Source organism: Rhodococcus sp. PML026 (assembly GCF_000963615.1).
Classification (GTDB): domain Bacteria; phylum Actinomycetota; class Actinomycetes; order Mycobacteriales; family Mycobacteriaceae; genus Rhodococcoides; species Rhodococcoides fascians.
In genome coordinates this window covers 32,855-58,302 of the sequence record NZ_KQ031370.1, presented here as the reverse complement: position 1 = coordinate 58,302, position 25,448 = coordinate 32,855, and the positions used below count along the sequence as shown (strand labels likewise).

At 64.8% G+C, this 25,448-nt stretch carries 24 protein-coding genes and 1 pseudogene; 12 read left to right on the top strand and 13 right to left on the bottom strand.

The genetic code is table 11. The features are described 5' to 3' along the window. Window positions 1–1,653, bottom strand: a complete 1,653-nt coding sequence (gene resB, locus VF34_RS04835; RefSeq protein ID WP_052061714.1) for a cytochrome c biogenesis protein ResB — start codon at window positions 1,651–1,653, stop codon at window positions 1–3. 419 nt (window positions 1,654–2,072) lie between these two features. Further along, complete coding sequence (locus tag VF34_RS04830; protein ID WP_426374983.1) at window positions 2,073–3,155, bottom strand: IS110 family RNA-guided transposase; 1,083 nt, start codon at window positions 3,153–3,155, stop codon at window positions 2,073–2,075. Between the two features lie 357 nt (window positions 3,156–3,512). On the opposite strand from VF34_RS04830, the gene VF34_RS04825 reads away from it, so the two are divergent. Beyond that, window positions 3,513–4,019: a hypothetical protein gene (locus VF34_RS04825; protein WP_032373336.1), complete on the top strand. Its 507-nt coding sequence runs from the start codon at window positions 3,513–3,515 to the stop codon at window positions 4,017–4,019. Between the two features lie 75 nt (window positions 4,020–4,094). Next, window positions 4,095–4,559, top strand: a complete 465-nt coding sequence (locus VF34_RS04820) for a DUF5956 family protein (RefSeq protein WP_032373337.1) — start codon at window positions 4,095–4,097, stop codon at window positions 4,557–4,559. A 136-nt stretch (window positions 4,560–4,695) separates the two neighbouring features. On the opposite strand, the gene VF34_RS04815 is transcribed toward VF34_RS04820, so the two are convergent. Beyond that, window positions 4,696–5,256, bottom strand: a complete 561-nt coding sequence (locus tag VF34_RS04815) for a recombinase family protein (RefSeq protein WP_094642704.1) — start codon at window positions 5,254–5,256, stop codon at window positions 4,696–4,698. 215 nt (window positions 5,257–5,471) lie between these two features. Here VF34_RS04815 and VF34_RS04810 point away from each other — a divergent pair, with 215 nt between their 5' ends. Beyond that, window positions 5,472–5,918: a bleomycin resistance protein gene (locus VF34_RS04810; protein WP_197077431.1), complete on the top strand. Its 447-nt coding sequence runs from the start codon at window positions 5,472–5,474 to the stop codon at window positions 5,916–5,918. 105 nt (window positions 5,919–6,023) lie between these two features. On the opposite strand, the gene VF34_RS04805 is transcribed toward VF34_RS04810, so the two are convergent. The 6 genes from VF34_RS04805 to VF34_RS04780 form a co-directional block, all read right to left on the bottom strand. After that, window positions 6,024–7,265 (bottom strand): Nramp family divalent metal transporter, encoded by a 1,242-nt coding sequence (locus VF34_RS04805; RefSeq protein WP_008720147.1) that lies wholly within the window; start codon window positions 7,263–7,265, stop codon window positions 6,024–6,026. Window positions 7,266–7,364: 99 nt separating this feature from the next. Next, a complete protein-coding gene (locus tag VF34_RS04800; protein WP_032373339.1) occupies window positions 7,365–8,252 on the bottom strand; it encodes a cytochrome c biogenesis CcdA family protein in 888 nt (295 codons plus the stop codon). Beyond that, on the bottom strand, window positions 8,249–8,881 hold the full coding sequence (locus VF34_RS04795) for a TlpA disulfide reductase family protein (protein WP_080733221.1): 633 nt from the start codon (window positions 8,879–8,881) through the stop codon (window positions 8,249–8,251). The genes VF34_RS04800 and VF34_RS04795 overlap by 4 nt, the downstream gene beginning before the upstream one ends. Then, window positions 8,878–9,507, bottom strand: coding sequence for a TlpA family protein disulfide reductase (locus VF34_RS04790; protein ID WP_008720130.1), 630 nt, complete (start codon window positions 9,505–9,507; stop codon window positions 8,878–8,880). Before VF34_RS04790 ends, VF34_RS04795 begins: the two co-directional genes overlap by 4 nt. Window positions 9,508–9,562: 55 nt before the next feature. Next, entirely contained in the window at window positions 9,563–10,198 is a 636-nt protein-coding gene (locus tag VF34_RS04785) for a vitamin K epoxide reductase family protein (RefSeq protein WP_008720128.1), read from the bottom strand. Further along, window positions 10,173–10,832: a DsbA family protein gene (locus VF34_RS04780; RefSeq protein ID WP_008720127.1), complete on the bottom strand. Its 660-nt coding sequence runs from the start codon at window positions 10,830–10,832 to the stop codon at window positions 10,173–10,175. Before VF34_RS04780 ends, VF34_RS04785 begins: the two co-directional genes overlap by 26 nt. 136 nt (window positions 10,833–10,968) lie before the next feature. Between VF34_RS04780 and VF34_RS04775 the strand changes: the two genes are divergently transcribed. The 3 genes and pseudogenes from VF34_RS04775 (at window position 10,969) to VF34_RS24545 (ending at window position 13,915) form a co-directional block, all read left to right on the top strand. Beyond that, window positions 10,969–11,367 (top strand): ArsR/SmtB family transcription factor, encoded by a 399-nt coding sequence (locus VF34_RS04775; RefSeq protein ID WP_032373340.1) that lies wholly within the window; start codon window positions 10,969–10,971, stop codon window positions 11,365–11,367. Next, a complete protein-coding gene (locus VF34_RS04770) occupies window positions 11,360–13,567 on the top strand; it encodes a heavy metal translocating P-type ATPase (RefSeq protein ID WP_032373341.1) in 2,208 nt (735 codons plus the stop codon). Before VF34_RS04775 ends, VF34_RS04770 begins: the two co-directional genes overlap by 8 nt. A gap of 48 nt (window positions 13,568–13,615) precedes the next feature. Further along, window positions 13,616–13,915: pseudogene (locus VF34_RS24545) on the top strand (DUF3703 domain-containing protein). A 6-nt stretch (window positions 13,916–13,921) separates the two neighbouring features. On the opposite strand, the gene ccsB reads toward VF34_RS24545, so the two are convergent. The 3 genes from ccsB to lnt are packed head-to-tail and all read right to left on the bottom strand — an operon-like array spanning window position 13,922 to window position 18,021. Next, window positions 13,922–14,884: a c-type cytochrome biogenesis protein CcsB gene (ccsB, locus tag VF34_RS04765; protein WP_032373342.1), complete on the bottom strand. Its 963-nt coding sequence runs from the start codon at window positions 14,882–14,884 to the stop codon at window positions 13,922–13,924. A 4-nt stretch (window positions 14,885–14,888) separates the two neighbouring features. Beyond that, window positions 14,889–16,511: a cytochrome c biogenesis protein ResB gene (gene resB, locus VF34_RS04760; protein ID WP_045841170.1), complete on the bottom strand. Its 1,623-nt coding sequence runs from the start codon at window positions 16,509–16,511 to the stop codon at window positions 14,889–14,891. A gap of 34 nt (window positions 16,512–16,545) precedes the next feature. Beyond that, window positions 16,546–18,021 carry an apolipoprotein N-acyltransferase gene (lnt, locus tag VF34_RS04755; RefSeq protein WP_231578201.1) on the bottom strand — a complete coding sequence of 492 codons (1,476 nt, stop codon included), beginning with the start codon at window positions 18,019–18,021 and terminating at the stop codon, window positions 16,546–16,548. Window positions 18,022–18,312: 291 nt separating this feature from the next. Between lnt and lspA the strand changes: the two genes are divergently transcribed. Beyond that, window positions 18,313–18,840: a signal peptidase II gene (gene lspA, locus VF34_RS04750; protein WP_052061206.1), complete on the top strand. Its 528-nt coding sequence runs from the start codon at window positions 18,313–18,315 to the stop codon at window positions 18,838–18,840. A 185-nt stretch (window positions 18,841–19,025) separates the two neighbouring features. Next, complete coding sequence (locus VF34_RS04745) at window positions 19,026–19,439, top strand: Rieske (2Fe-2S) protein (RefSeq protein WP_008720941.1); 414 nt, start codon at window positions 19,026–19,028, stop codon at window positions 19,437–19,439. A 179-nt stretch (window positions 19,440–19,618) separates the two neighbouring features. On the opposite strand, the gene VF34_RS04740 is transcribed toward VF34_RS04745, so the two are convergent. After that, window positions 19,619–20,542, bottom strand: coding sequence for a cation diffusion facilitator family transporter (locus VF34_RS04740; protein WP_008720942.1), 924 nt, complete (start codon window positions 20,540–20,542; stop codon window positions 19,619–19,621). A 197-nt stretch (window positions 20,543–20,739) separates the two neighbouring features. Between VF34_RS04740 and VF34_RS04735 the strand changes: the two genes are divergently transcribed. The 4 genes from VF34_RS04735 to VF34_RS04720 all read left to right on the top strand — a co-directional run bounded on the left by VF34_RS04735 (window position 20,740) and on the right by VF34_RS04720 (window position 25,427). After that, window positions 20,740–22,764, top strand: coding sequence for a bifunctional copper resistance protein CopD/cytochrome c oxidase assembly protein (locus VF34_RS04735; RefSeq protein ID WP_032373357.1), 2,025 nt, complete (start codon window positions 20,740–20,742; stop codon window positions 22,762–22,764). A 536-nt stretch (window positions 22,765–23,300) separates the two neighbouring features. Continuing rightward, window positions 23,301–24,095: a M23 family metallopeptidase gene (locus VF34_RS24245; protein WP_080733228.1), complete on the top strand. Its 795-nt coding sequence runs from the start codon at window positions 23,301–23,303 to the stop codon at window positions 24,093–24,095. A 25-nt stretch (window positions 24,096–24,120) separates the two neighbouring features. Continuing rightward, a complete protein-coding gene (locus VF34_RS04725; protein ID WP_027494220.1) occupies window positions 24,121–24,474 on the top strand; it encodes a BlaI/MecI/CopY family transcriptional regulator in 354 nt (117 codons plus the stop codon). Next, window positions 24,471–25,427 (top strand): M56 family metallopeptidase, encoded by a 957-nt coding sequence (locus VF34_RS04720; protein ID WP_008720986.1) that lies wholly within the window; start codon window positions 24,471–24,473, stop codon window positions 25,425–25,427. The genes VF34_RS04725 and VF34_RS04720 overlap by 4 nt, the downstream gene beginning before the upstream one ends. Window positions 25,428–25,448 lie beyond the last annotated feature (21 nt).

Below are 25,448 nucleotides of genomic sequence, written 5' to 3'. Positions count from 1 at the left end.
CTACACCGTTTCTGTATCGAGGGTCTCGGAGTGGTTCTTTGTCCGCGGCGTCCAGATTTCGGTGCGGAGGGTCTCGAATTCGGGTCCCCATCCGGCGTGATCGGTACGGGCGAGCCCGCCCATCTCCACGCTCGATCGGCCTGTTTCGGCCGGGAGTACACGGAACCAGACTCGACGTCGCTTGATCACCAGCGAGACCAACAGTCCGGTCATCATCGTGATCGCGAACACGAGCACCCACAACTGTGCGGGGTCGTATCCGACCTGCAGGTTGGCGAACTCCTTGGCGCCGTTGAATCGAATGTTGGTGCCGTCGGTGAGGGTCGTCGATTCACCGGGACGCAGGTTCACCCGATCCTGCTTGACAAGTCGGCCCTGGTTGATCATCTCCTGGTCCAGGGAGAAGATCGACTGGGGTATGCCGGTGTCGAGGCCGGTATCTCCTTTGTAGATATCCACTGCCACAGCAGGATCGACCAAGTCCGGGAAGCGGGAGGAGAGCAGGGTTCCGTTGAATTGCGCAGTGGGAGCGAAGAGGCCTTCGATGGCGATCTGGCCGCGGCGTCGCTCATCGGCGGTGGCATAGGTCCCGCCGGGTGGATCGAAACGCAACGCCCCGCTACTCAGGAACGTGGTGGCGTCGTCGGGCCGGAACTGCAGGGCCTCGGTTCGACTCTGACCGTCGGGGAAGGTCACGGTGAATTCCGGGGCGTATCCGTGGCCGGTGAGGTAGATGCGTTCATCTCCGAGCCGGAGGGGTTCGTTGACTTTGAGTTGATAGTCGCGCCAGGTGTCTGCGGCGATGTCGTCGGCGGACTGGTAGGAGATGTTCGAGGTGAACATCTCTGCCTGGCCGTTCTCAAGGTAGTCGGCGTTGAAGTCCTTGACTCTGATGCAGAACGGCTCCAGCCCGGTTCCGTCGGTGCTGTTGCCGGCCCGGAAGGAGTCGTAGATGGCGGGCGAGGTGTTGCAGAAACCGGGCCCGTTGTCGGCGATGACGATGACCGATCCTTCGTAACCGAAGAGCTTGCCGATGGCGATGGCCGCGAGCAGACCGATCAGCGAGAAATGAAAAAGTAGGTTTCCCGCTTCGCGGGTATAGCCCTTCTCGGCGGAGAGGGTGAGCGCCCCATCGGGCTCGGGCCTAACGGCAGTACGCCACCCTCTCAAGTGGGGCGCGATGTCGTCGATGACGGTTTTCGGGCTACCGGCGAGAGCGCCCGAATGATGAAGCGGTAGTCGCGAAAGGTTTCGGGGTACGCGAACTGGCTGTGCGCGAAGGGCTTTACCGTGTTCGATCATTCGGGGAGTCAGGCAGCCGATCAACGACACAAACAGTAGGACGTAGATGGCGGTGAACCAGAAGCTTCCGAATACGTCGAACAATTCCAGCGTGTCCATGACGGCCCCGAGAGCCGGGCGCGCTGCGATGTAGGAATCAACCGCCTGGGTGTTGAGATTGCGCTGTGGCAGCAGGGCGCCTGGGATTGCTGCGATAGCGAGCAAAAACAGCAGCACCAGTGCCGTTCGCATCGAGGTCAGTTGCCGCCACCTGTTGCGCACCGCAGCGATTGCTCTGCGTAACCGTCCCTGCGATGTGAGCGCCGGGGTTTGATCAGCTGTCACACCGCCACACCCTTTCGACGATTGCATCTCAATTACTATGCAACATAGTAGTTGATGGGCCGTGTGCAGTTGTGTGCGGTAGTCGCCTCATATGGAGGTCGGCCTGTCAACGACGGCATGGTGAAGCGGTGGCACGCACCGTCGTGTGTGCCACCGCTTCCTGTTGCCGGGATGGTGATCGATGCGAGTGGGAGGTGAGCGTGTCGTAGTGTTCGACGCGTCGTCAACTCTCATATACGCGGGTTGGTTACCGCAGGACGGACTGTTTCGGCTGGAGTGGATCGCAAGTCTATGAGTCGAGCGTGATCCCAACGCGCAGTTGAGGATTGCTCATAGGCGGCTAGCGGGTCACTCCCAGACGCTCGGCCACATCCCACATCGTCGTCGACCGTTCATTCCGGACATCTATCCCGACGCAGATCGCTACTTCGGCGTCGGAGCTTCAGTCATTCCTCGAGCGTGGCCAACGACCAGCACCAGCCGGCCAGCTCTCGTGCGATCCCGGCATTGGCGACCACCGCACGTTTACCGCGTTCGTCGAAATGTTCCCACCGTGCGTGCAGCCGCCGGTTCGCTTGATGTCCTCGCGCTTTGGCTTTGGGAGTCGACGCCTTCCACCGTGCCACCAGTTCACGCCCCGGCCGATACGGCTTGCGATGATGCCAGGCAGCCTCGACCAGCAGTCGGCGTACGTGAGCATTGCCGGTTTTGCTGACACCGCCCTGCGACCGGGATTCACCGGAAGAATGCTCGGTCGGGATCAACCCGACGAACGCACCGATCGAGCGGCCGGTCAACCGGTCCCACTCACCGATCTCCGTCGCCAAACCGAACGCTGTCAACGTCGCCACCCCACGAAGGCACCCCAGCCGGGTCACCACCGGAGTGAACGACGAATGCGCAGCCATGTCCGCGATGGCGGTATCGAGACGATTCCGGCGTTCGGTGGTGGCGATGACGGTCTCGTAGGCGGTGTCGTAGGTGATCTGCAGTGCACGTGAATCGAACCGCTGGCGACGTAACCACAGATCGTGGGCTGCGGTCCAGGGTTTGCCGCCGCTGTAGATGATCCCTTGACGCAGCAGCACATGTGTCAGGCGATGCTGTGCGGACACCAGATCGCCGCGGCAGTCCTCCCTTGCTCGCACCAGATCACGAGCGGACTCCTGCTCGGTACTCGGAATCAGAACCGGCACAATAGAACTCAAATGAAGCAACCGAGCCAAATGCCGGGCATCACGGGCATCGGTCTTGATGCGGTCACCAGGGGGACGCTGAATTTTCGACGGTGCCGCCACCACACAATCGACACCGGCGGCCAACAGAAAACGGGCCAGACCGAAACCGGTCGGGCCCGCCTCGTAGACGACATGCACCAGTCCTGGCAGCGAACGAATCCACTCCAGGATTTCTTTGTGATCAGGCGACATGCGACGCTCGAACAACTCGCCCGTCTCGCCATCCAAACCGCACGCCACCACCGATCGTGCGTGCACATCCAAACCAACACTCGTACGATGATTCTTCACTGGGGCCTCCCACATCTGTGGCTCTACCGGCCAGGACCCACTCCTGTCGGCAACCCACGCTTACATGCGGAGGGGCCCCAGCCAAGACCTCCATACCGTCTATGATTCGACTCGATTCAATACTTTTGACCGTTTCATTACTTGCGCTAGCGTAATCGGCAACTTTGCCGCTAGGGTAGGTAAAACCGGCCGGTCTGCAACCGAGGCGGATTGCTGCAGACCTGTTGGTAGAGAACGCATTCGGTGCATTCTGCATTGATTCCGTTCGCGCTCGAATATGTCGACCAATGACAAGTCAGGAACAACGCCGGAGTTCCCAAAGCGTCGACGCGTGTTTACACGGCCTTCGGAAGCACTGTGCCGCAGGGTGTTATCGGCTCCAAAGCCCGCCTCTTCCGGGAGGGTGCGTTGTGCTCGGCGACGGACTACCAGTTCAACCTGTTCAACACGAGTTCTCAGACCGCTACGTCCACTCGAGACTGCGGACCCGGCTTCTACAACAGTCATGGATTCGTGGCGGTGTGGCCGTCCGGTGGAAACATGTCGGAGTACGTCACCTTCCCGTCCGACCCCCTCCAGTACCCTGCCCCCGCTGCCCTGGCTGCACCTCGCGCAGACGGCGACGCTGCGCGCGCACAAGGAACAAATCCGGACGGTGAGAGCTACGGAACCGGCGAGGCCGCGCAGGCAGATGCTGAACTCCCTGACCTGGTCAGCGCCATCGGTACCGATGGTGAGCTGGGGTACGTCAGGTCGGACGATTTGGTTGGTTCGGTAGTCGACGCTGCCGCGACGCCAGCTCCCCGGACGATTCCCCTGCTGTCACAGACCGGGGACCCCATCGGGTCGTTCCAGATCGGTTAGCATCTTGATCGTCGCCTCTGGCCTCGGCGCTTCGGCGGCCGAGGCCAGAGTTCGTTTCAGCCTAAAGGAGACGGTATGGCTCAATACTGGGGCGATTACCCGGTCGCGGATGACGAGGGTGAAATACCTGAAGGTCTGCCCACGGGTCGATACGTACCGCTCGTCGCCAACGGTCATGGGGCGTTGACTGCCTGGGCTGCGGGTCCGGGCCGATGCTTTCGGACGTCGTATCCAGCGGCGCTGCATCCGCCCGTGAAAGTGTCACGCGGTCACCAGGCAACCGGTGACCCGCAGGAAGTTTGGTTCGAGGCCTTCACTGAAGAAGATTTGCGTGCACAGAACGAGGACATCAATGCATACTTGGCCTCGGCAGGAGTTCGTCCACAACCGCGGGGTTACAAGTGGCACGTGCTGGTCCCCGACAACATCGTGAACGAAGATGCCCTCGAAGACGCGTTACGAGACAAGAACAATTATGTGGATCCCGTAGAAGTCTTCGAATCCATTGCACAGCTGTACGGAAATTTGTTCCGGTCCTGACCTTGCGAGCCGCCAATTTTCCTTGGCAGAGACAGAGGACGTGCGACCCCTCCTGTCGCCGTTTTGGTGTACCCGGTGGAAGTGTCTCGCCAAAGGAACCCGGGGCCGGACGTACACCGTGATGGGAGCTAATCGCTTAACCCGCAGGCGAACTGAGGTGCCGGTAGAGGGTGGCGCGGCCGATTCCGAGTACTGATGCGATTTCGGTTTTGGGTGTGCCGTCGTCGAGCATTCTGCGGATGTGACGAGCTTTGTCGGCGTCGATCTTGGCTGGTTGGCCACCGATGCGGCCGCGGGCTCGTGCGGCTGCGAGGCCGGCCATGGTGCGTTCTTTGACGAGGTCTCGTTCGAATTCGGCGAGGGAGCCGAAGATGTTGTAGGTCAGGCGTCCTCCGACTGTCGAGGTGTCGATGCCTTCGGTGATGCTGCGCAGTGTTGCACCTTTGGTTTCGATGAGGTTGACGGTTTCGATGAGGTGGCTCAGTGAGCGGCCGAGTCGATCGAGTCGCCATACTGCGACGACGTCGCCGGCGCGCACGCTCTCGAGGAGCAGCTGCAACTGAGGTCGGTCTTTGTCTGCTCCGGATGCGACCTCTTCCCAGATGCGGAAGCAGCCGGCGGCTGTCAGTGCGTCTCTCTGTAGATCCAGCGACTGATCGGTGGTCGAGACCCTCATGTATCCCAAAACGGCGCTCACGAGGATGACTGTCTCAGAAACGGCCGACAAGGCACAGGCGGCGCGTCAGAGCTTGAGACAGGTTTCTGAGACACATCACGATTGAGTCTCGATATCGATCCTGTCAGTTTCAGGAGTCGCGTTCACTGTGTCAGAAGTCGAATGCACTGAGCGCCAGCAATTGATGTGGGTTCGGCTCCTACTCCGGCTCGTCGGCGTTAGTGTTGCCTATGGGCATGTCGAAAGTGGTACCTGCGCTGCCGGTACGAGACATCGACACCGCTGTAGAGATATACGTCCGCGCGTTCGGCTTCACGACCCGGTACACCGACCCGACTTTCGCGAGACTTACCCGCGACGACGTCGAGATCCACTTGTGGGCCGCCGACGACGACAGCTGGAATACCCGTTCAGACCCTGCGGCATGGCCGGTATGCAGCGGAGCCGAGACGTTCCTTGCCGGCACAGCCAGCTGCCGCATCGCCGTGGACGAGATCAACGACCTTTACGCCGAGATGTCCCGCGCGGGAGTGCTCCATCCCGCAGACGCGGGTCGTCCCGTCTCGACGGACTGGGGAACGACGGAGTTCGCAGCTGTCGACACCGACGGCAATCTGATCACTTTCCATACCGATGAAAAAAGCCAACACGAGCCCACCACGGCAGGCAACGGCGCACCCTGACCGCACCCTCGAGCAGAAACTCGATGACCCGGACGTCCGTCGACGCGCTACGCGTGGTCATCGTCCTGAAATAAGCGCATGCTGGACTTGTCCACCCGCGCGCAGTCAGGCGACGGTCAGATAGATCAACGCGACATTGAGTGCGACGACGATTCCCGCGATGAGCCATGCCGCGTATGCCGTGATCCGGTGATTGACATCGCCGCCCATCAGGATGCGGTCCGAGGTGAACCGCACCAAGGGAATGAGCGCGAACGGAATACCGAAGGACAGGACGACTTGTGAGACGACCAGTGCCCGACTGGGGTCGACCCCCGCGGCCAGAATTGCCAGTGCGGGAACAAGTGTCACCAGTCGTCGCACCAGAATCGGAATGCGCTGACGTAGTAGGCCGTCCATGATCATCGCGCCGGCGTATGCCCCGACCGATGTCGATGCCAGGCCCGAGGCCAGCAGGCCCACCGCGAACAGCAGCGCTACCACCGGCCCCAGAGTGTCTCCTACTGCTGTGTGAGCTCCTTCGATGGAATCGACGCCCTCTCGGCCTCCCAGCGTCGAGGCCGCCAACAGCAGCATCGACATGTTCACTGCACCGGCCAGCAGCATCGCCAACCCGACATCGATCCGGGTGATCCGCAACAACCGCTGCCGGACAGGCCCTGCCTCGGGGTGTCCGTGCCGGTCACGTGCAAGGCCGGAGTGCAGATAGACCGCGTGCGGCATGATCGTCGCACCGAGCATAGCGGCGGCTATCAATACGCTTTCCGCGCCGTCGAACCGCGGAATCAACCCGGCGGCAGCGGCGGTGAACGATGGCGGTTCCACGACGACGCTGGCAAGAAATCCGACGGCGATGACACCGAGTAGACCGAGAATCACGAACTCGAACGGGCGCTGGCCCCGGCGATCCTGGACCAGCAACAAGATCATCGATACGGCTCCGGTGATGAGGCCGCCGATCAGGAGCGGCAGGTCGAAGAGCAAGTAAAGAGCGATCGCACCGCCGACGATCTCTGCGAGGTCGGTCGCCATGGCGACCACTTCTGCTTGCCCCCAATATGCCAGTCGCACACTCTTGCTCGACTTCTCGCGGACCACTTCGGGCAGTGTCATTCCGGTGACGATGCCGAGTTTGGCGGAGAGGAACTGCACGAGGCCGGCCATCACGTTCGCGGCGACGATCACCCAGACCAGCAGGTACCCGAACTGCGCGCCGGCGCTGACGTTGGAGGCGACATTGCCGGGGTCGACGTAGGCGATCGCGGCGACGAAAGCAGGACCGAGCAGAACGAGGCCAGACCGAAACCTCGAGGGCGGCCGAGACGATCGGCGCTGCAGCACAGACATGACCACACCCTCCGGCACCAACAATATGTCAGAACCCTGAAAATATAGTTCGGCCTCCCGAACAATGCAATGCGGCGTGGCGGTTCGGCGACATCACGATCAGATGGGCAGGATCACTGCACTGACGAATTCGTTGCGGATCCAGGCGATGAACAACCCCCACACCCCGGTCAGCAGTGCGATGCCGACGGCGATCATGATGACACCGCCCGCCACCTTGATCCTCTGAGAGTTCCTCCGAAGCCACCCCACACCGCGCATCGCCGAACTCGAACCGAACGCAAGAACGACGAACGGTAGGCCGAGTCCCAGGCAGTACGCGACGATGAGAGTGACCCCGCGGGCTGCGGTTGCACCTTCGGTGCCTGCCGCCACGGACAGCACGCCGGCAAGGGTCGGACCCAGGCACGGCGTCCAGCCGAGCGCGAACACCCCACCGAGCAGCGGCGCTCCTGCAAGGGACGAGATCTGCCGGGGTGCGAATCGGGTGTCGCGTTGCAGTGCGGGTATCAACCCGATGAACGCCGCACCCATGATGATCGTGATGACCCCGCCCACGCGTTGGAGTACTTGCTCGTTGATGCGCAAGGTGCCGATGACTCCGAAGACCGAGGCTGTGGCGAGGACGAAGACGATGGTGAACCCGGCGACGAACAACGACGCTGCACCGGCCACACGCCAGCGATTCACGAGACCCGTCGACGACGTACCGGCGGTCGCGGTGCTGGGTGTCCGGGCATCGGCTGACTGAGCCTCGCAGGCCGATTGGGTGCCGCGGGCTGATTGGGCGTCGCGGGCTGATTGGGCGTCGGCGCCGGCGATGCCTGCCAGGTAGGACAGGTATCCCGGCACCAGCGGCACCACGCACGGTGAGGCGAACGAGACCAACCCGGCGAGCATGCATGCCGCGATCGCCAGCAGTAGGGGCCCACTCGATGCCGCGTTCTGGAACGTCGACCCGATGTCTTGGGCGAGAAGAGTCGTCATTCCGCGGCTATCCGTTCGACGACGGGAAGCAGGTCTTCGGTGAGCAGGGCTCGCATGAAGACCGCGGCCACCCGGTGCTGGCGATCGAGTACCAGCGTCGAGGGAATGACGCTGGTCGGATAGTTCCCGCCGAGGGCGATCAGCGTCCGCATCGAGGGGTCGTAGATCGAAGGGTAAGTGACGTTGTTGTCGACCACGAAGTCCTGCGCTTTGTCCTTCTGCGGATCTCGGACATTGATACCGAGGAACTGCACACCGCGCTCACGGGTGGCCTCGTAGACCTCTTCGAGGTCGTCGGCTTCGCCGCGGCAGGGGCCACACCATTGACCCCAGAGATTGATCACGACGACCTTTCCGTCGTAGTCCGCCAGAGCGGTCGTCTTGCCCTCCTCCATCAGATCGGGGCCGGCGAGCTCGCCTATGGTTCCGCGTGTTTCGGGAGGGTCGTAGACGATGTCGGTTCGGCCACCGGGCGCGACGAAGTCGAAGCTCCCGCCGGACGGTGCAGCGTCGGCACCAGCGGAGCATCCGGAGATCAGTAGTACGACGGCAAGAATCGATCCGATTGCCGCGGTGGGCGTGCCGCCTTGTCGTCGAGTACCGACCCACACGGGTAGGAAACGTGTCATGAGGTGAAGTCCTTTATTGCAGTGCGGATCTGGTCTGTCGTCTCGAACACTGTCGGGTCGGTGATGCGCTCGATCGTTCCGTCCGGGCGGACGAGAAAACTCAGGGGAAGGACCGGCGGTGCCGAGAGCGCGTCCTGGACGCTGCCGCCGTCGATGTAGTTCGGATAGCGGATGCCCAGTTGCGTGAGCAGCGCGGCCGCGTCCGCGGGTCGGTCCTCGACGTTGATTCCGATGACTGGGATCGCGTCGGGTTCTGCGGCGTAGGCATCGACTACGGGCATCTCGGTGCGGCACGGGCCGCACCAGGATGCCCACAGGTTGATCAGCGTCACCTCGCTGCCGAGAACGTCGACGAGATCGACATCGTCGGCACTGCCGATGCAGCGCGCCATCACTCCCGCCAGCGGCCCACCTTCGTGTGGCACCGGCTGCGGACACAGCGGTAGCGCTGTTGCTCGTGCCGCGTCATCCGGCGGGCGGGACAGTGTGGGTTCGGGTCCGACCGGCGCGACATTGTTGGCGATGACGTCGGATGGGCCGCCCTCGACGCCACCGGAGCGGGGCCACAGTGCGACGATCGATGCAACGACAACGACGAGCATGACGATCGACCAGCCGCGCGTCATCGCCGTGACCTTCTTTCTCGAGAGATCGGCAGAGGGGCGAACGGTACGTCGCGGATCATAGGAGCGTGGACCAGTACGACCAGAAACGCTGCGCGATCAGGGCGATGAGGACGAGAAACCACACGGTCAGCGCAATCGAGTGATTGCGCATCAACACTCCCGCCCACTGCCGCCGGCCCGCACTCGGAGCCCCGCGGTCGAGGTTGCGCAGCGTGACGTACCAGAAGATCGGTACGGTGACCGCCCACACCGCCATGCAGTACGGGCACAGCGCGCCGATGTCGTAGAGGCTCTGCACGATCAGCCAGTGCACGAAGACCGCAGCAGCAGTGACACCGACCTGCAGTGCACTCCAGAACCACTGCGCGAACACGGCTCCGGCGAGCAGGGCGGCACCCACTGCCGCCACGACGGCGAAGCCCGCGATCCCGAGAAGGGAATTGGGAAATCCGAACGCAGACGCCTGCGGGGTGTCCATCACCGATCCGCAGTTGAGTACCGGATTGATACTGCAGGTCGGGGCGTAGGCGGGATCGAGCGCAAGGGCGAACTTCTCTACCGTGAGTACGAACGCGGCGGCCAGTCCGATCACGCCTCCTACCAGCAGCAGCCAGGGCAGGCTTCGGGCGAACGGTCCGCTGCGTCGGGTGAGAGCGGCTGCGCGGTCAGCCGAGTGCAGCGTCGAGGGCATCGGTGAGGTCTCCGTAGGTGGTGGGTTCGATCTTGGTGCCGTTGAGGAAGAACGTCGGGGTGCCCTGGACGCCGAGCGCGATCCCGTCGGCGACGTCGGCCTCGATGCGTTCGAGCGTCGCAGGGTCGGTGTAAGCGGCATCGAAGGCGCTCATGTCGAGTCCTTGCTCGACGGCGAAGCTCCGAAACAACTCGTCCTGCGGAACCTGCTGTTCGCCCCACTGCGCCTGCGTCTCGTACATGCGCTGATACATGTCCTCGAAGCCGCCCTGCTGTGCTGCGGCTTCGACAGCGCGTGCGGCGCGTTCGGCATTGAAGTGCGAGGCGATGGGAAAGTAGCGGGCCACGAAGCTCACCCGGTCGCCGTACTCCTCACGCAATTGTTCGATCGCTGGGTAGACAGACCGGCAGGCCTCGCACTCGAAGTCGAGGAACTCCACGAACGTGACCCGGCCGTCGGGCACCGAGTTCAACCGATGACTGTTCTCGCGCACCGCGATCGAGGCAGGGTCGGCGGCGGCCTGCTCGGCGGCGGCAGCATCCGGCGTGCCCGATCGGTCCACCACCAGAAATACAGCCAACGCGGCGGCGAACACGACCACCAGGGACAGGGAAATCTTCAACGCTCGGCTCATACAACTACCTTCTCGACTCGTTCGGACTGATCAACGGGCCCGATATGGGCGTTTCGACCCGTTGTGAGACTAACAATCGTACGAACGTCGACCGAAAGGTCTTCCCTGACGATCGCATGATTGTTAGATTGTGCCCATGGCCTTGGAACCTTTGGACTCGTGCGATCTGTTGTGTATGGACCTCCCTCACGCCGAGAGGGTGCGCGCAGCCTTGCCTGCTCTCGGCGATATCGAACCGGTCGCCGACGCTGCCCGAGCTTTCGGTGACCCCACCCGACTGACCATCGCGCTCGCGTTGAACGCCGGCGGGCAGATGTGCGGCTGCGATGTTGCGTGGATCGTGGGACAGAGCCAGAAGCTGGTCTCCCACCATCTCCGCAAACTCAAAGCCGCGGACGCCGTCACATCGAACAGAGAGGGAAAGTTGGTCATGTATTCGCTCACCGATCGCGGCGCCCGACTGCTCTCGATACTGACCGAGCCACTGGCCACCGCCTCGGCCACCGCTGATCTCACCGGGGTCGATCATGGCTGACGCGTGCTGCGGACCGACCCCCGCTGCGCCGACCACCGAACCGGCCGCCGACGGTACGGGCACGGCAGGTCCGGCTCCGACCGACGTACCCCAGAGGTTGTGGCAGGTCCGCGAGCTGCAACTCGCATCGGTAGCCGCGATCATCCTCGCCGCATCGTGGTTGCTCGGTCGAACGGGTGCCGATGCGGTCGCGACCGTCGGCGGTCTGATCGCTGCCGCGATCGCGGCCGTCACCTTCGTTCCCGCGACGGTGAGAAATCTGCGACACGGCCGCATCGGTGTCGGCACGCTGATGACGATCGCGCTCCTCGGTGCCATCGCATTGGGCCAGATCCCCGAGGCCGCGATGCTCGGCATCCTGTTTTCCGTCGCCGAGGGACTCGAGGAGTACGCGGTCACCAAGACCCGCCGCGGACTACGCGCACTTCTGTCCTTGGTGCCGCCGACAGTGTCGGTCCTGCGCGGTGGAACCGAGCAGGCCCTGCCCCCCGACGATGTCGTGATCGGGGACACCATGGTGCTGCGACCGGGCGAGCGAGCTGCCACGGACGGCACCATCGCACGCGGTTCGACGAATCTGGACGTGTCCGCGATCACCGGCGAGTCCGTGCCCATCGAAGCCGGTGTCGGCGACGAGGTGCATGCCGGTGCCATCAACGGCGGCGGAGCCATCGAGATCACCGTCACCGCGCCGGCATCGGAGAGTTCGCTTGCGCGCATCGTCCGCATCGTCGAACAGGCCCAGGACCGCAAAGGGGCCGGCCAGCGGCTCGCGGACCGGATCGCACGTCCCCTCGTGCCTTCGATCATGATTCTCGCCGCCCTCGTCGCCGGCGTCGGTGCGGTGCTCGGTGACCCCATGTTGTGGCTCGAACGCGCACTGGTGGTCCTGGTCGCGGCATCACCGTGCGCGTTGGCCATCTCGGTGCCGCTGTCGGTGGTGGCGGCGATCGGGGCTGCGAGCCGCAACGGGGCATTGATCAAAGGCGGTGCAGCAGTAGAAGAGCTGGGCCGCATCCGCGTCGTCGCCGTGGACAAGACCGGCACCCTCACCGCAGGACGACCGGAGGTCGTCGACGTCGTCACCGCTGCGGGAATCGGCCGCGACGCCGCGCTGGCCGTTGCTGCTGCGCTCGAAGCGCGCAGCGAGCATCCACTCGCCCGCGCCATCCTCGCTTCCGTATCGACCGTCGCGGCAGCCGATGATGTCACTGCCATCGCCGGACACGGCCTGACCGGCACCCTCGACGGAGCCGCGATCAGGCTCGGGAAACCGAGCTGGTTCGACACCCACCCCAGCTCCGAGGAGTTCCGCGCCGACGTCGCTCGTCTCCAAAGCAGCGGTGCCACAGTCGTTCTCGTCGAACGCGCCGGAGTCCTGATCGCTGCGATCGCCGTCCGCGACGAACTGCGGCCCGAGGCCGCCGAGGCTGTCCGCCAACTCACCGCGCTCGGTATCGACACTGCGATGCTCACCGGCGACAACGCACTCACTGCGCAGGCCCTGGCGACCCAGGCGGGTATCACCGCCGTCCACGCCGAACTACTGCCCGAGGACAAAGCGGCCCTGCTCGCCGACATCGCGGCCGGACGCAAGATTGCCATGGTCGGCGACGGCATCAACGACGCTCCCGCCTTGGCGACCGCAGATGTCGGTATCGCCATGGGCGCAATGGGAACCGACGTTGCCATCGAGACCGCCGATGTTGCCCTCATGGGGGAAGACCTCCGGCATCTACCGCAGGTGCTGGCCCACGCTCGGCATGCCCGCGGCATCATGGTCCAGAACATCGCCCTGTCGATCGCGATCATCGGCGTGCTCGTCCCACTGGCTGCCACCGGCGTCCTCGGTTTGGCGACTGTGGTGCTCGTCCACGAACTCGCCGAAGTCCTGGTGATCGCCAATGCGATTCGTGCCGCCCGCACCACACCGTTGGACGGGTTCGTCCCACCGCCTACGGCATCCGGTGCCCTCAATGTCACGATCGCACCCGCAGCGGCCTTCGAGGATGCCTGCTGCGCTCCGGCCCCGACGCCGAGGAACGCTGCGCCTCTCGCATCTGGGAACCTACTGGCCGCCACCACCGCACCGTCACCCTCGGCGATCGGAGCAGACGACGGCAGCAGCTCCGGGTGCTCGGATGGATGTACCTGCTGCACATCGACTCCCGCGCGAAGCGAACTCGGTCAGGGAAGGTAGAGACCTGCGGGCGGTGATCGGACTGCATGCAGGCTCTACGGGATCGACATGACCCCAGCAGCAGCGGCATCGACAACAGAGGTGCGCTGGCACCACCTCGAACGAACACACATCCTCTCGCAGCACTATCCGTGATTGCATGCTCTCAACCACGCCGCGATGGTGAAAGCTGCGGCGGTAGAACATGATCGGCGCGAATCCTGGGGTCAGGTGATCCGGATCGTGATCGCTGCTCCAGGATCGTGGTCGGGGCGATACCCGGCCGGTAACACCGGCCGGGTCGAGGCGGGACCGATGTCGCCGATGCCCATTCCGCAGGACCGTACGGACGCGCTGAGAGGCAGATAGCGGTCATCAGTTCAGGCCTGCGTAGGAGTGCAGGCCGGAGACGACCATGTTGATGATGAACAGATTGAACAGCATCGCCACGAATCCGGCGATGTTGATCCATGCTGCGCGGGTGTTGCGCCACCCGCTGGTGGCGCGGGCGTGCAGGTAGGAGGCGTAGACGATCCAGGTGATGAAGGAGACCGTTTCTTTCGGATCCCAGCCCCAGAACCGGCCCCACGCGGCTTCGGCCCAGATAGCGCCGAGGATGACGCCGACGCCGAAGAGCGGGAAGGCGAAGATCGTGGTCTTGTAGGCCACGATGTCCAGTGTCTGCGCGGAGGGCAGGCGGGCTGCGATCCGGCTCACGCGGCTGCCCGAGTCCTCGGGATGCTTCATGCGGATCAGGAACAGTATGCTCGCAACCCCGGAGATCAGGAACACCCCGCTGCCGAGCGAGACGATGGAGACGTGCACCGGCAGCCAGTACGACTGCAGTGCCGGTACCACCGGTGCTGCGTCGGCGTACAGCACGGTGCCGGCGACGAACAGCAGGATCAACGTCGGCACCAGAACGAACAACCACAGGGTGCGTAGCTGCGTCGAGCGCAGCACCACCAGTGCAGCGACTACACCTGCTGCGCAGGTGACCGAGACGAATTCGTACATGTTGCCCCACGGCGGCCTGCCGGTGGCGATCCCGCGAAGGATGATCGACCCGATATGCAGGGTCAGTGCCACCATCACCAGCCCGAGTCCGCTACGCCCGAAACGTTCGGATGGAACTCGCCGGGGTGCGTCGGGAATGCGTCCGGGCGTCGTCGACGTGGCAGCAATGATCCGAGCACGAAGTCGCTCCGTATTGTGCAGTTCCGCGCTACGGGTCGTTGCGAGCTGTGCGAGGAATGCGATCGCGGCGAGGAGATAGACCACGAAGGCGGTCTCGAAGCTGATGTCGCTCCACCGGGCGAGGGTGTCGTCGATCGGCATGGTGCTACACCGTTTCTCTGTCGTGGTTCTCGGACGGGCTCTGCGTGTGCGGCCAGATCTTCAACCGAAGGGTCTGGAATTCCGGTCCCCAGCCGGCGTGATCGGTGCGAGCCAGGCCACCCATGTCCACTGGCGAGAGACCGCGCTCGCCGGGGTGGACCCGGAACCAGACACGGCGACGTGTGATGACCAGGGACACCAGTAGTCCGGTCATCATCGTGACCGCGAACACGAGCACCCACCGCTGCGCGGGGTCGTATCCGACCTGGAGGTTCGCGAATTCCTTGGCACCGTCGAACCGGACGACGGTGCCGTCGGAGAGGGTCGTCGATTCTCCGGGCCGCAGGTTGACCCGGTCCTGCTTGACCAGCCGGCCCTGGTTGATCATCTCCTGGTCCAGGGAGAAGATCGACTGCGGGATGCCGGTGTCGAGACCGGTGTCGCCTTTGTAGATGTCCACTGCCACCGCGGGATCGACCAGTTCCGGGAAGCGGGAGGAGAGCAGGTTGCCGTTGAATTGCGCGGTGGGCGCGAAGAGTCCTTCGATGGCGATCTGCCCTCGGCGGCGCTCCTCGGCGGTGGCGTAGGTCCCCCCGGGTGGGTCGAATCGCAGCGCGCCGCTGCTGAGGAACGTGGTGGCGTCGTCGGGGCGGAACTGCAGCGCTTCGGTGCGGGTCTGGCCGTCGGGGAAGGTGACGGTGAACTCGGGGGCGTAGCCGTGTCCGGTGAGGTAGATGCGTTCGTCGCCGAGCCGGAGGGGTTCGTTGACTTTGAGTTGATAGTCGCGCCAGGTGTCGGCGGCGATGTCGTCGGCGCTCTGGTAGGAGATGTTCGAGGTGAACATCTCGGCCTGACCGTTCTCGAGGTAGTCGGCGGTGAAATCTCTGACCCGGATACAGAACGGCTCGAGTCCGGTGCCGTCGGTGCTGTTGCCGGCGCGAAAGGAGTCGTAGATCGCGGGCGAGGTGTTGCAGAAACCGGGCCCGTTGTCGGCGATGACGATGACCGAGCCTTCGTAGCCGAACAGTTTGCCGATCGCGATGGCCGCGAGCAGACCGATCAGCGAGAAGTGAAACAGCAGGTTCCCGGCCTCGCGGGTGTAGCCCTTCTCCGCCGAGAGAGTCAGTGCCCCATCGGGCTCGGGTCGAACGGCGGTACGCCACCCTTTCAAGTGCCGCGCGATGTCGGCGATCACCTTCTCGGGGTCACCGGCGAGGGTGCCCGAATGATGCAACGGTAGTCGAGTGAGGTTTCGCGGTACTCGAACAGGTTGTGCGCGAAGAGCTTTGCCGTGCTCGATCAACCGGGGAGTCAGACAGCCGATCAGCGACACGAACAACAGGACGTAGATCGCGGTGAACCAGGAACTCGCGAACACGTCGAACAATTCCAGCGTGTCCATCACCGGCCCGAGAACCGGACGCGCGGCAATGAAAGAATCGACGGCCTGGGTATTGAGATTGCGCTGCGGCAGCAAAGCGCCGGGGACAGCTGCGGCGGCGAGGAGGAACAGCAGCACCAACGCTGTCCGCATCGACGTCAGTTGTCGCCACCGGTTGCGCAGCATCGCCACTGTTCTGCGCACCAGTCCCGGCGAGTGCGCACGGGGGTGTTCGTCGATCGTCATCTCCGCACGCCCTTCACCGACCACCATCTAAATACTACGCGACATAGTAGTTTGCGGGGTTCGGTGTGATGGAGCGTGGTCGGCGCAGCAGCGAGAACGCCAGTGCTGCACCAGCGCCGGTGGCGGCAATCCATTCCGGAACGCTGCCGGTGATCGTCGCCGGGGTGAGGGTGGTGCTCAGTGACACCTCGGTGACGACAGCTGCGGGGGTGAACAGCTCCGTGCGCTCGACGACCTCCCCGCGTGCATCGATGACGGCGCTGACGCCGCTGGTGGCCGACACGACGACGCTGCGCCCGTGTTCGACCGCTCGTACCCGCGACATGGCGAGTTGTTGATAGGTCATGTTCGTCCGACCGAAAGTGGCGTTGTTGGTGGGCACTGCGATCAGCTGGGCACCGGCGCGCACGGAGTCGGTGAGCAACGAGTCGAAGGCGACCTCGTAGCAGGTGGCCACCGCGACGTGCACTCCGGCGAGGTCGAGGACGCCGTTGCCCTGGCCCGGGGTGAAGTTTCCTGCCTGGGCGGCATAGGGAGAGAGTGCGGTGACGATCGTGCGCATCGGCAGGTACTCCCCGAACGGCACCAGTTGCCGCTTGTCGTGCCTCTGCCCGGGCCCGGTGACGGGATCCCACACGATCGAGGTGTTGCTCGTGGTGCCGTCGTCTCGGCGGAGAACCGTGCCGACGAGTACGGGGACTCCGACGGCGCGGGCCGCGGCGTCGATACGTGCGGCGGCGTCGGGGTTGCGCAGGGGATCGATGTCGGAGGAGTTCTCCGGCCAGATGACCAGGTCGGGTGCGCGTACGCGGCCGGAGTCGATGTCGGCGGCGAGCTCGATGGTGCGCTGAACATGGTTGTCGAGAACCGCGCGTCGTTGGGCGTTGAAGTCGAGACCGAGACGCGGGACGTTGCCTTGCACCAAGGCGACGGTGACCGTGTCCTGCTGCGGCGGAGCGAACAGTGGAGCCACCACCGTGAGCGCCCCTACAGCAGTGGCCACACCGATGCACGACGCTGCTGCAGTTCTGCGGGTGATGCGACCGGAGGCAACGACGCCGGCCAGAGCGGACCCGATCAGCACCACGACGAACGACAACCCCGGCGCGCCGATCACCGCAGCCAGAGGCAGCAGCGGCCCGTCGGATTGACCGAATGCGATGCGGCCCCAAGGGAAGCCGCCGAACGGGACCCGAGATCGTGCCGCTTCCATCGCCACCCAGGCGCTCGCCACCCAGACCGGCGCCCACGGCAGTCGGGACATCCGATCCGCTACCGCACCGAACAGTGCCACGAAGAGTGCTTGAACGACGGACAGCGCCAGCCACGGCACCGATCCGACGTACTCCCCCACCCACGGCAGCAGAGGCACGAAGAACGCCGAGCCGGCGACGAAGCCGTAGCCGGCCCCCGCACGCGCCCCTCGCCCGCGCACAGCCAACAGCAGCATTGCAAGTGCTACCGGAGCGAGAAACCACAGATCGATGGGCGGGAATGTGGCATACAACATCAGCCCGGATGAGGCGGCGGCGAGGAGCCGGATCCACGCGCGGACTCCGTTGCTGCCGGTCACCCACCGCGCCCGGCTCGGGTCGTAGACGAGAGGTCGAGGCCCGGGCTCGATGCCGGGAGCCGATCTCATGACGGCACGCGCGTGCAGCCGGTACCGGAGGAGCCTCTGCCGTTCATCAACTACTATGGTGCATAGTATTTTATGTGATGGCAACTCTGCGGCGGTGACCGATCCCCTTCCGTCGACACCCAGCACCTGTCCGAGATACACACCCGAGAACGAGGATCCGTGAACCGCTCGCCCACCACGTCTCCCACGCGGCTGCGTGCTTACGCAGTGACTCTCGTGCTGACATTGGTCGCTACCGCGCTGACCGTCGACTACTGGGCGCAAGAAGCATTGGTCGGCTCTCCGATCCCACTACCGATCCTCGAATTGCGGCTCGCCTTCAACCGCGGAATGGCCTTCAGTCTGGGCAATTCGCTGCCCCTATGGGTGATCGTGTCGGTCACGGCGACGATCACCGCCGGGGTCGCGGCCTACGGATGGCACAGCGCTCGGCACGGGGAGCAGTGGACCACGGTGGCGCTGGCGTTGATCCTCGCCGGCGCGCTGTCCAACGTTCTGGACCGGCTTGTCGACGGTGCGGTCACGGACTACTTTCACACCGGTTGGTGGCCGACATTCAACCTCGCCGACATCTACATCACCTGCGGGGTGGTGCTGATGATCGGGGCGGCACTGGCACGCGAGAGGGCACAAGGGTTGCCCCTCTGCCCGCAGTGCCCGACAGCGCCGGATCGTGAACGTGCATGAGATATCTCGGCGTTCGAATCGAATGCCCTGCAGTGCACATACATTCGCGACAGGACAATCATGCTGATCCGCTCGAACAGTGAGGGTGATCGACACCGGAACTGCTCGAAACATAGTCGACTACAACCACCGACACGCGATCGTCGCCTCTCGCTCACCGAGGCGTACCGAGGGGAGCCTGCTGTATGAGCGAGGACATCCCGGCGCTACCGCGCCGTATTTTTCTCGCTACGAGCTGCGCTACAGCGTGCCTGACTGCCGCCGGATGCAGCGTCGGCGAAGCCCCGTCCGGTGAGGACACCGCTTCCGACGGTCCCGTCACCTTGTCGGTGAACGATGTTCCTGTCGGCGGTGGAATCGTGCTCGCCGACCGGCAGGTCGTCGTCACCCAACCGGAACCCGGTATCTTCCGGGCCTTCTCGGCTATCTGTTCTCACCGAGGGTGCACAGTGAACCGAGTTCGCAACGGCACGATCGAGTGCCCCTGCCACAACAGTGCGTTCTCGATCACCGACGGGGCGGTCATGCGCAGCCCCGCCACCGAGCCACTGCCGAACCGTGCCGTGACCAGAACCGTCGATACCCTCACCGTCGACTGATCCATCACCGGGCGCGAACATGCGAGGTGGACGGGTTCGGGGTGAACGGTCTCGACCGGGCCGATGTGCGGCACTCGAGGACCCACTCTGTGCCCCCACCCGACGGGTGCCGGTTCGGTACATCGCTGCCGTGTCGACGACAGCACAGCGTGCCGATCGCGCACCGGGTCGAGACCTGCCTACCAATTGACCTCTCGGCACCGGCCTTCGCCTTCCCGGGGTTCGACCTGCACAGTGGCGTGTTCGAGACCGAACTCGTTGCGGAGAACCTGCTGCGCTGCAGCGAGCACCCGCGGTGTCTCGGCCTCCGGGGCGACCGTCAGATGCGCCGACGCGACCTCCATCCCCGACGTCAGTGTCCATATGTGCAGATCGTGCACCTCTTCGACATCGTCGACATCGGTCAGGGCCCTTTCCACGGCGGCGACATCAATGCCCGCCGGAGCATGTTGCAGCAGAATTCGTACGGCGTGACGGCCCAGGTTGAACGCGCGTGGCAGGACGAACACGCCGATGGCGACCGCGATGACCGGGTCGGCGTACCGCCACCCGAACAGGACGGTGACCAGTCCGCTGACCAGTACGCCGATCGAGCCGAGCATGTCCGCCATCACCTCGAGATACGCACCCCGAACATTGAGGCTGTCCTTGGCGCCGCTGCGCAGCAGGACGAACGCGATGAGGTTCATCACGAGCCCGAGGGTGGCCACCGCCATCACCGGGACGCCGGGGACCTCGGGCGGATTCGTGATGCGTTGCGCGGCTTCGTAGAGAATCCAACCGGCCACACCGAACAGCAGAAGTGCATTGAACAATGCGGCGAACACCTCGGCTCGGTAGAGCCCGAACGTGCGGGCAGCCTTGGTCGATCGTCGCTGTGCGAGTGTGATCGCCACGATCGCCATCAGCACCCCGAACACGTCGGTGAACACGTGTGCGGAATCGGAGAGCAACGCCAGCGACGAGGTGGACAGGCCGACGACGACCTGCGTCACCAGGGTGACCGCCCCCAGACCGACAGCGATCCACAGTCGCCCGAGGTGCTTACCGGACGCGCTGGCCGGTGAACCCGGCTCTATCCCGTGGCCATGTCCGTGCCCCATCGTTGCTCCTTCGTCGTGTCAGATCCGCAGAACGACAACATATTGCGATATGCGCATACATGCAAGTGTTGAAGGATCATCCGGCGGTGGCTGCCCGGACTCGTACAACTATCATTCGTAGTAGTTCATTGTCGGCGCAGGTCGGACTGCCTCGCGCCCATGCCGGAAACACGATCCACCGGGAAGAGGCGCACACCATGGCCACCGAAGCGGCCCATTCGACCCGCGGCGCAGTGGATCGACGCTCCGGATCGCAGGTGATGGTGCTGTGCGCAGCGATTGCCGCGGTGGTCGCTGCACTGCTCGCAGCGATGTCGACGTCGCAAGCGCTCGTGCTGTTGGGTCTGCCCGATCCGGGCCCGATCACCACGTACGGGATCCCGGCACTGACCGCGATCGGCGAGGTGGCTGCCGTCGTGGCGGCGGGGTCGCTGCTCCTCGCGGCATTTCTCGTTCCGCCTCAGAGGTCGGGTGTGCTCGACATCGACGGGTACGTAGCCGTCCGCACCGCGGCGAAGGCCTCCGCAGTGTGGGCGGTGTGCGCGGCGGCGTTGGTGCCGCTGACACTCTCGGACGCCTCGGGTCAACCTGTCGGATCCGTTGCAGCGCAACCGGTGCAGTTCCTCGGTGCGATCGGCGATGTCGAGGCCTCCACTGCATGGGCCATCACCTCTGCGGTCGCGGCGATCACCGCCGCAGCATGCGCGGCGGTGTTGCGGCATCGATGGACCCCCGCCTTGTTCGCCCTGTCGATGCTCGCGTTGATCCCGCGCGCGGTCACCGGCCACTCCTCGACCGGCGGCAATCACGACATCGCGACGAACTCGTTGATCCTGCACATCCTCGCTGCCGCGCTGTGGGTGGGCGGACTCCTCGCACTTCTCGCTCATGCGCTGCGCGGAGGTGGGCACCTTGCCGTCGCGACCCGCCGCTACTCGACGCTCGCTCTGGTCGCGTTCGTGATCATGGCGGTCTCCGGAGTGGTCAACGCTGCCGTGCGAGTGCCCGTGACGTCGCTGTGGGATTCGACGTACGGCGCTCTGATACTGGCGAAGATCGCAGCTCTGGCGATCGTGGGGACCCTCGGGTGGATACAGCGACGACGAACGGTCCGCGCTCTGGCTCACGACCCCGCGAGGCGCAGATCCCTGATCACGTTGTCGATGATCGAGACCCTCGTTCTCGTCACCACCGTGGGCCTGGCGGTCGCACTGGGCCGCACTCCCCCGCCCCCGCCGCAGGACACCTCGCTGCCCCAGGCGCACGAAGAGGCCTTGGGCTACGTGTTGGACGGCCCGCCCACCGCTGCGCGGTTGGCGTTCGAGTGGCGTTTCGACCTGGTGTTCGGCTCCGCGGCGGTGATCGCGGCCGTCCTGTATCTGGTGGCCGTGCGGCGCCGTCGGCGGGCAGGCCTGTCATGGCGGCGGCGGTGGACAGCGAGCTGGTTGGCGGGTACTGCGGTGCTGCTCGTGGCGACCTCGTCCGGGGTCGGGTTCTACAGCCCGGCGATGTTCAGCGTGCACATGGCGGGACTGACCGCGGTCGCCGTCGCCGTGCCGTTGCTGTTGGTCCTCGGCCGACCGGCAACCTTGTTCGCCTCGGTCCTGCCGACCGCGTCGGCCGCCGAAGCACCGGGCTCGCGCGAATGGCTCCGGGCTGCATGGCAGAGCCGAGCAGCCCGGATCGCGATACACCCGTGGGTCAGCACCACGGTGTTCCTGAGCAGCTTCTACCTGCTCTACCCCGGCGGACTGTTCGACACCGTCGCCGACTCGCATGTGGCACACATGGTGATGAAGGGCTGGTTCCTGACCGTCGGGATGGTGATGTTCTGGGGCACGGTCGGCGAAGACCCGGTACCGAGACCGATCGCGGGACTGACGAAGTTGCTCGCGAGTATCACCGCATTGGCCGGGTTCGCATTCTTCCTCGTCGTGACGATCGATCTCGAGACCGCGCTCGGAGCGAGCTTCTACAGCGGACTGCGTCTGGACTGGAACGCAGACCTGCTGGCCGACCAGCGGCGCGGCGGCACTCTGGCGTGGGGCATCGGGGAGTTGCCGTTGCTCGCTGCCGCGGTTCTCGCCGCGGTCCGGTGGTCGGCGGCCGACGAGAGCGCGGCACGGCAACGAGACCGCCGAGTCGACGATCAAGGTGATACCGAACTCGAGGCGTACAACACCATGCTCGGTGGCCTGTCCTCTCGGCGCGATCACCCCTGATACCCGAAACGCCCAGCCCTGTTCCGGTGCGGATGTCGTAGCCCGGCGGGATGTCGTAGCCCGGCGGGATGTCGTAGCCCGGCGGGATGTCCTCCGAGGACCGTGACCAGCGGTACGGACGAATCCGGGTCGAGTGGGATGGAAAAACTATGCTCGATAGTAGTAACCTGTGGCCTGACCGTCACCATTTCGTTATCTCGAGCGAGGCCACGGCCTCGTAGCCACCAAGGATTGTGATCTTGGCCCGACACCGCACACCCGATCCGATCGACGACGACTACGCAGCGCCGGCACCCGGCGTCGCGGTCTCGATGCCCGTCGGCAACAGGCCGACGGCGCTCATCGATCACCCCCGTCATCGACACGCCGGGTTCGCACCCTCGCGTTTCGTGACCGAGTCGCCCGCCGAGACCGTGTACTCCGACAATCGGTCGCAGGACGAGCACACGCCTTCGGCGCAGACGCCCGCACCGGATGTACCCGCTCACGCGGTCAGCGCCGCCTGGGACACCGCGGCCGCGGACACTGCCGCGTCGATGTGGGTGCACGTGGCCGGTCCGGACGAGACGACACACGGCGACGGTGGCCGCGATGTAGTGCAGGCCGTGTCGCGACGTGCTCGCCGCGGACTTCATCGCCGCCGGGTGCCGAAGCCGGGTGGCCGCGCCATCGCTGCGTCGGTCGCGGTCGGTGCCTTTCTGTCCGCGGCAGCGACGTCTCCGAACACCGGGTCGCAGGACAGTGTGGCGCTCAGCGCTGCGAGTATCGATAGCCCTCCCGCCGGCGTCCTGCCGCCGAGCCCGGTCGTCGCCTCACCCCCGCAGGTGTTGCAAATGCCCGATCTCGATGTCGGCCGGCTCGCGCAGCGCATGACCGAGCAACTCGCCGAGGGGGGAGTTCGGGCGGCGGAGCGCGCCGCACGCGATGCCGAGGCGCGGCGCCCGCTCTCGGTGGTGCCGGTGTCGGGCACATTGACCTCCAGTTCTGGGCCGCGTTGGGGGACAACGCATTACGGACTCGACATCGCCAATACGATCGGGACGCCGATCGTATCGGTGACCGACGGTGAGGTCATCGAAGCAGGGCCGGCGCAAGGGTTCGGCCTGTGGGTGCGTATTCGTCAGGACGACGGCACGATCGGGGTGTACGGCCACATAGACCAGGCGCTCGTCACCGCCGGTCAACGCGTGAAAGCCGGCGAGCTCATTGCTACGGTAGGCAACCGAGGCCAATCCACCGGACCCCACCTGCATTACGAAGTGTGGCAACCCGACGGTGCCAAGTCCGACCCGACGGCGTGGCTGTCGGCACGCGGAGTCGATATCACCTGACACGACGAGGAAAGAAGAACTGGCGATGAAAAGGCTCGGTGATCTCGAAGCGGAGGTGATGAACGTGCTCTGGCAATGTGATCGACCGCAGTCGGTCCACGACCTGCGTGAACGCATGGCCGACAGAAACCCCGCCTACACCACGATCCTGACCGTCGTGACCCATCTCCACGAGAAGGGGTGGGTCGAGCGGACCAAGCAGTCACGCGCCTATCTCTACTCGCCCGTGCAATCTCGGGCCGAGGCCACCTCGCAAGCGCTGCGCGAAATCCTCGACACCAGCACCGACTCGGCCGCCGTGCTGATGCATTTCGCGAAAACCGTCACCGACGACGAACTGGACGCCCTGCGGGGGAACCTGCCGGACGCGAACCGGTGATCGTCGCACTGGCATTACTCCTCGCCGCGACCCTGGTGGCCGTTGCCATGCCGCCGCTGCTGACCTCACTCACCCGCACCGTCGGCCCCTCTCTCGCCTTGACCGCTTGGATCGGCAGCATCGCCGGGGTGCTGTTTCTCGTGGGATCCGCGGTGGCGGTGTTGCTCTGGCCCGGCCATGCGCCGGCCGAGGGCATGGTCGAACTCGCCGTCCGCTGCCTGGGCTCGCTGCAACACGCGGCCCAGCCGTGGATCGGGGAAGCGGTCGCCGGGGCATCGGTCGTCCTCGCGGCGTCGGCATCGGCGCGCGTCCTGCGCTCGACTCGCCGTCAGCTTCGAGCGCGGTCCAAAGTCCGCGACTATCACCGCGATGTCATCGCCGTCGTGGCGCGCACGGACCCCGGACCCGAACCGATCATGTGGCTCGACCACCCACTCCCGCTGGCCTACAGCATCGACGGTCGCCCCGGCTACGTCGTGGCCACCGAAGGCCTGCTCGCCCATCTCGATCCCGAACAACAGCGAGCAGTGATCGCACACGAACGTGCCCACCTGCGCGGGCGCCATCACCGCATCGTCAACATCTGCGAGATCCTGGCCAAAGCGCTTCCTCGCGTTCCCCTCTTCGCCGCGGCACCCGCGGCGGTACGGGTCCTGGTCGAGGTCGCAGCCGACCGGTCCGCGGCCGCAGTCACCAGCGCCGACACTGTACGTTCGGCATTGTCGACGGTCTCGCAGGCGCATTCTGCGCGGCCACTGTGGGCACTGGGCCTGATCGGGGACTCGACCACCGAGCGGTTGCATCACCTCGACACGAGCGCGCAAACACCGAGCCGAACCCGAGCGGGCGCTTATGCTGCCGCCGCCGTGCTGCCCCTCGTCGTGCCGGCCGTGTTGGCCGTCGTCTCGCTCAGCGCGGTCTCCGCCGCAGCGTGCGCGGTCCTGCTGATCTGAACAACCCCAAATACTATGCTG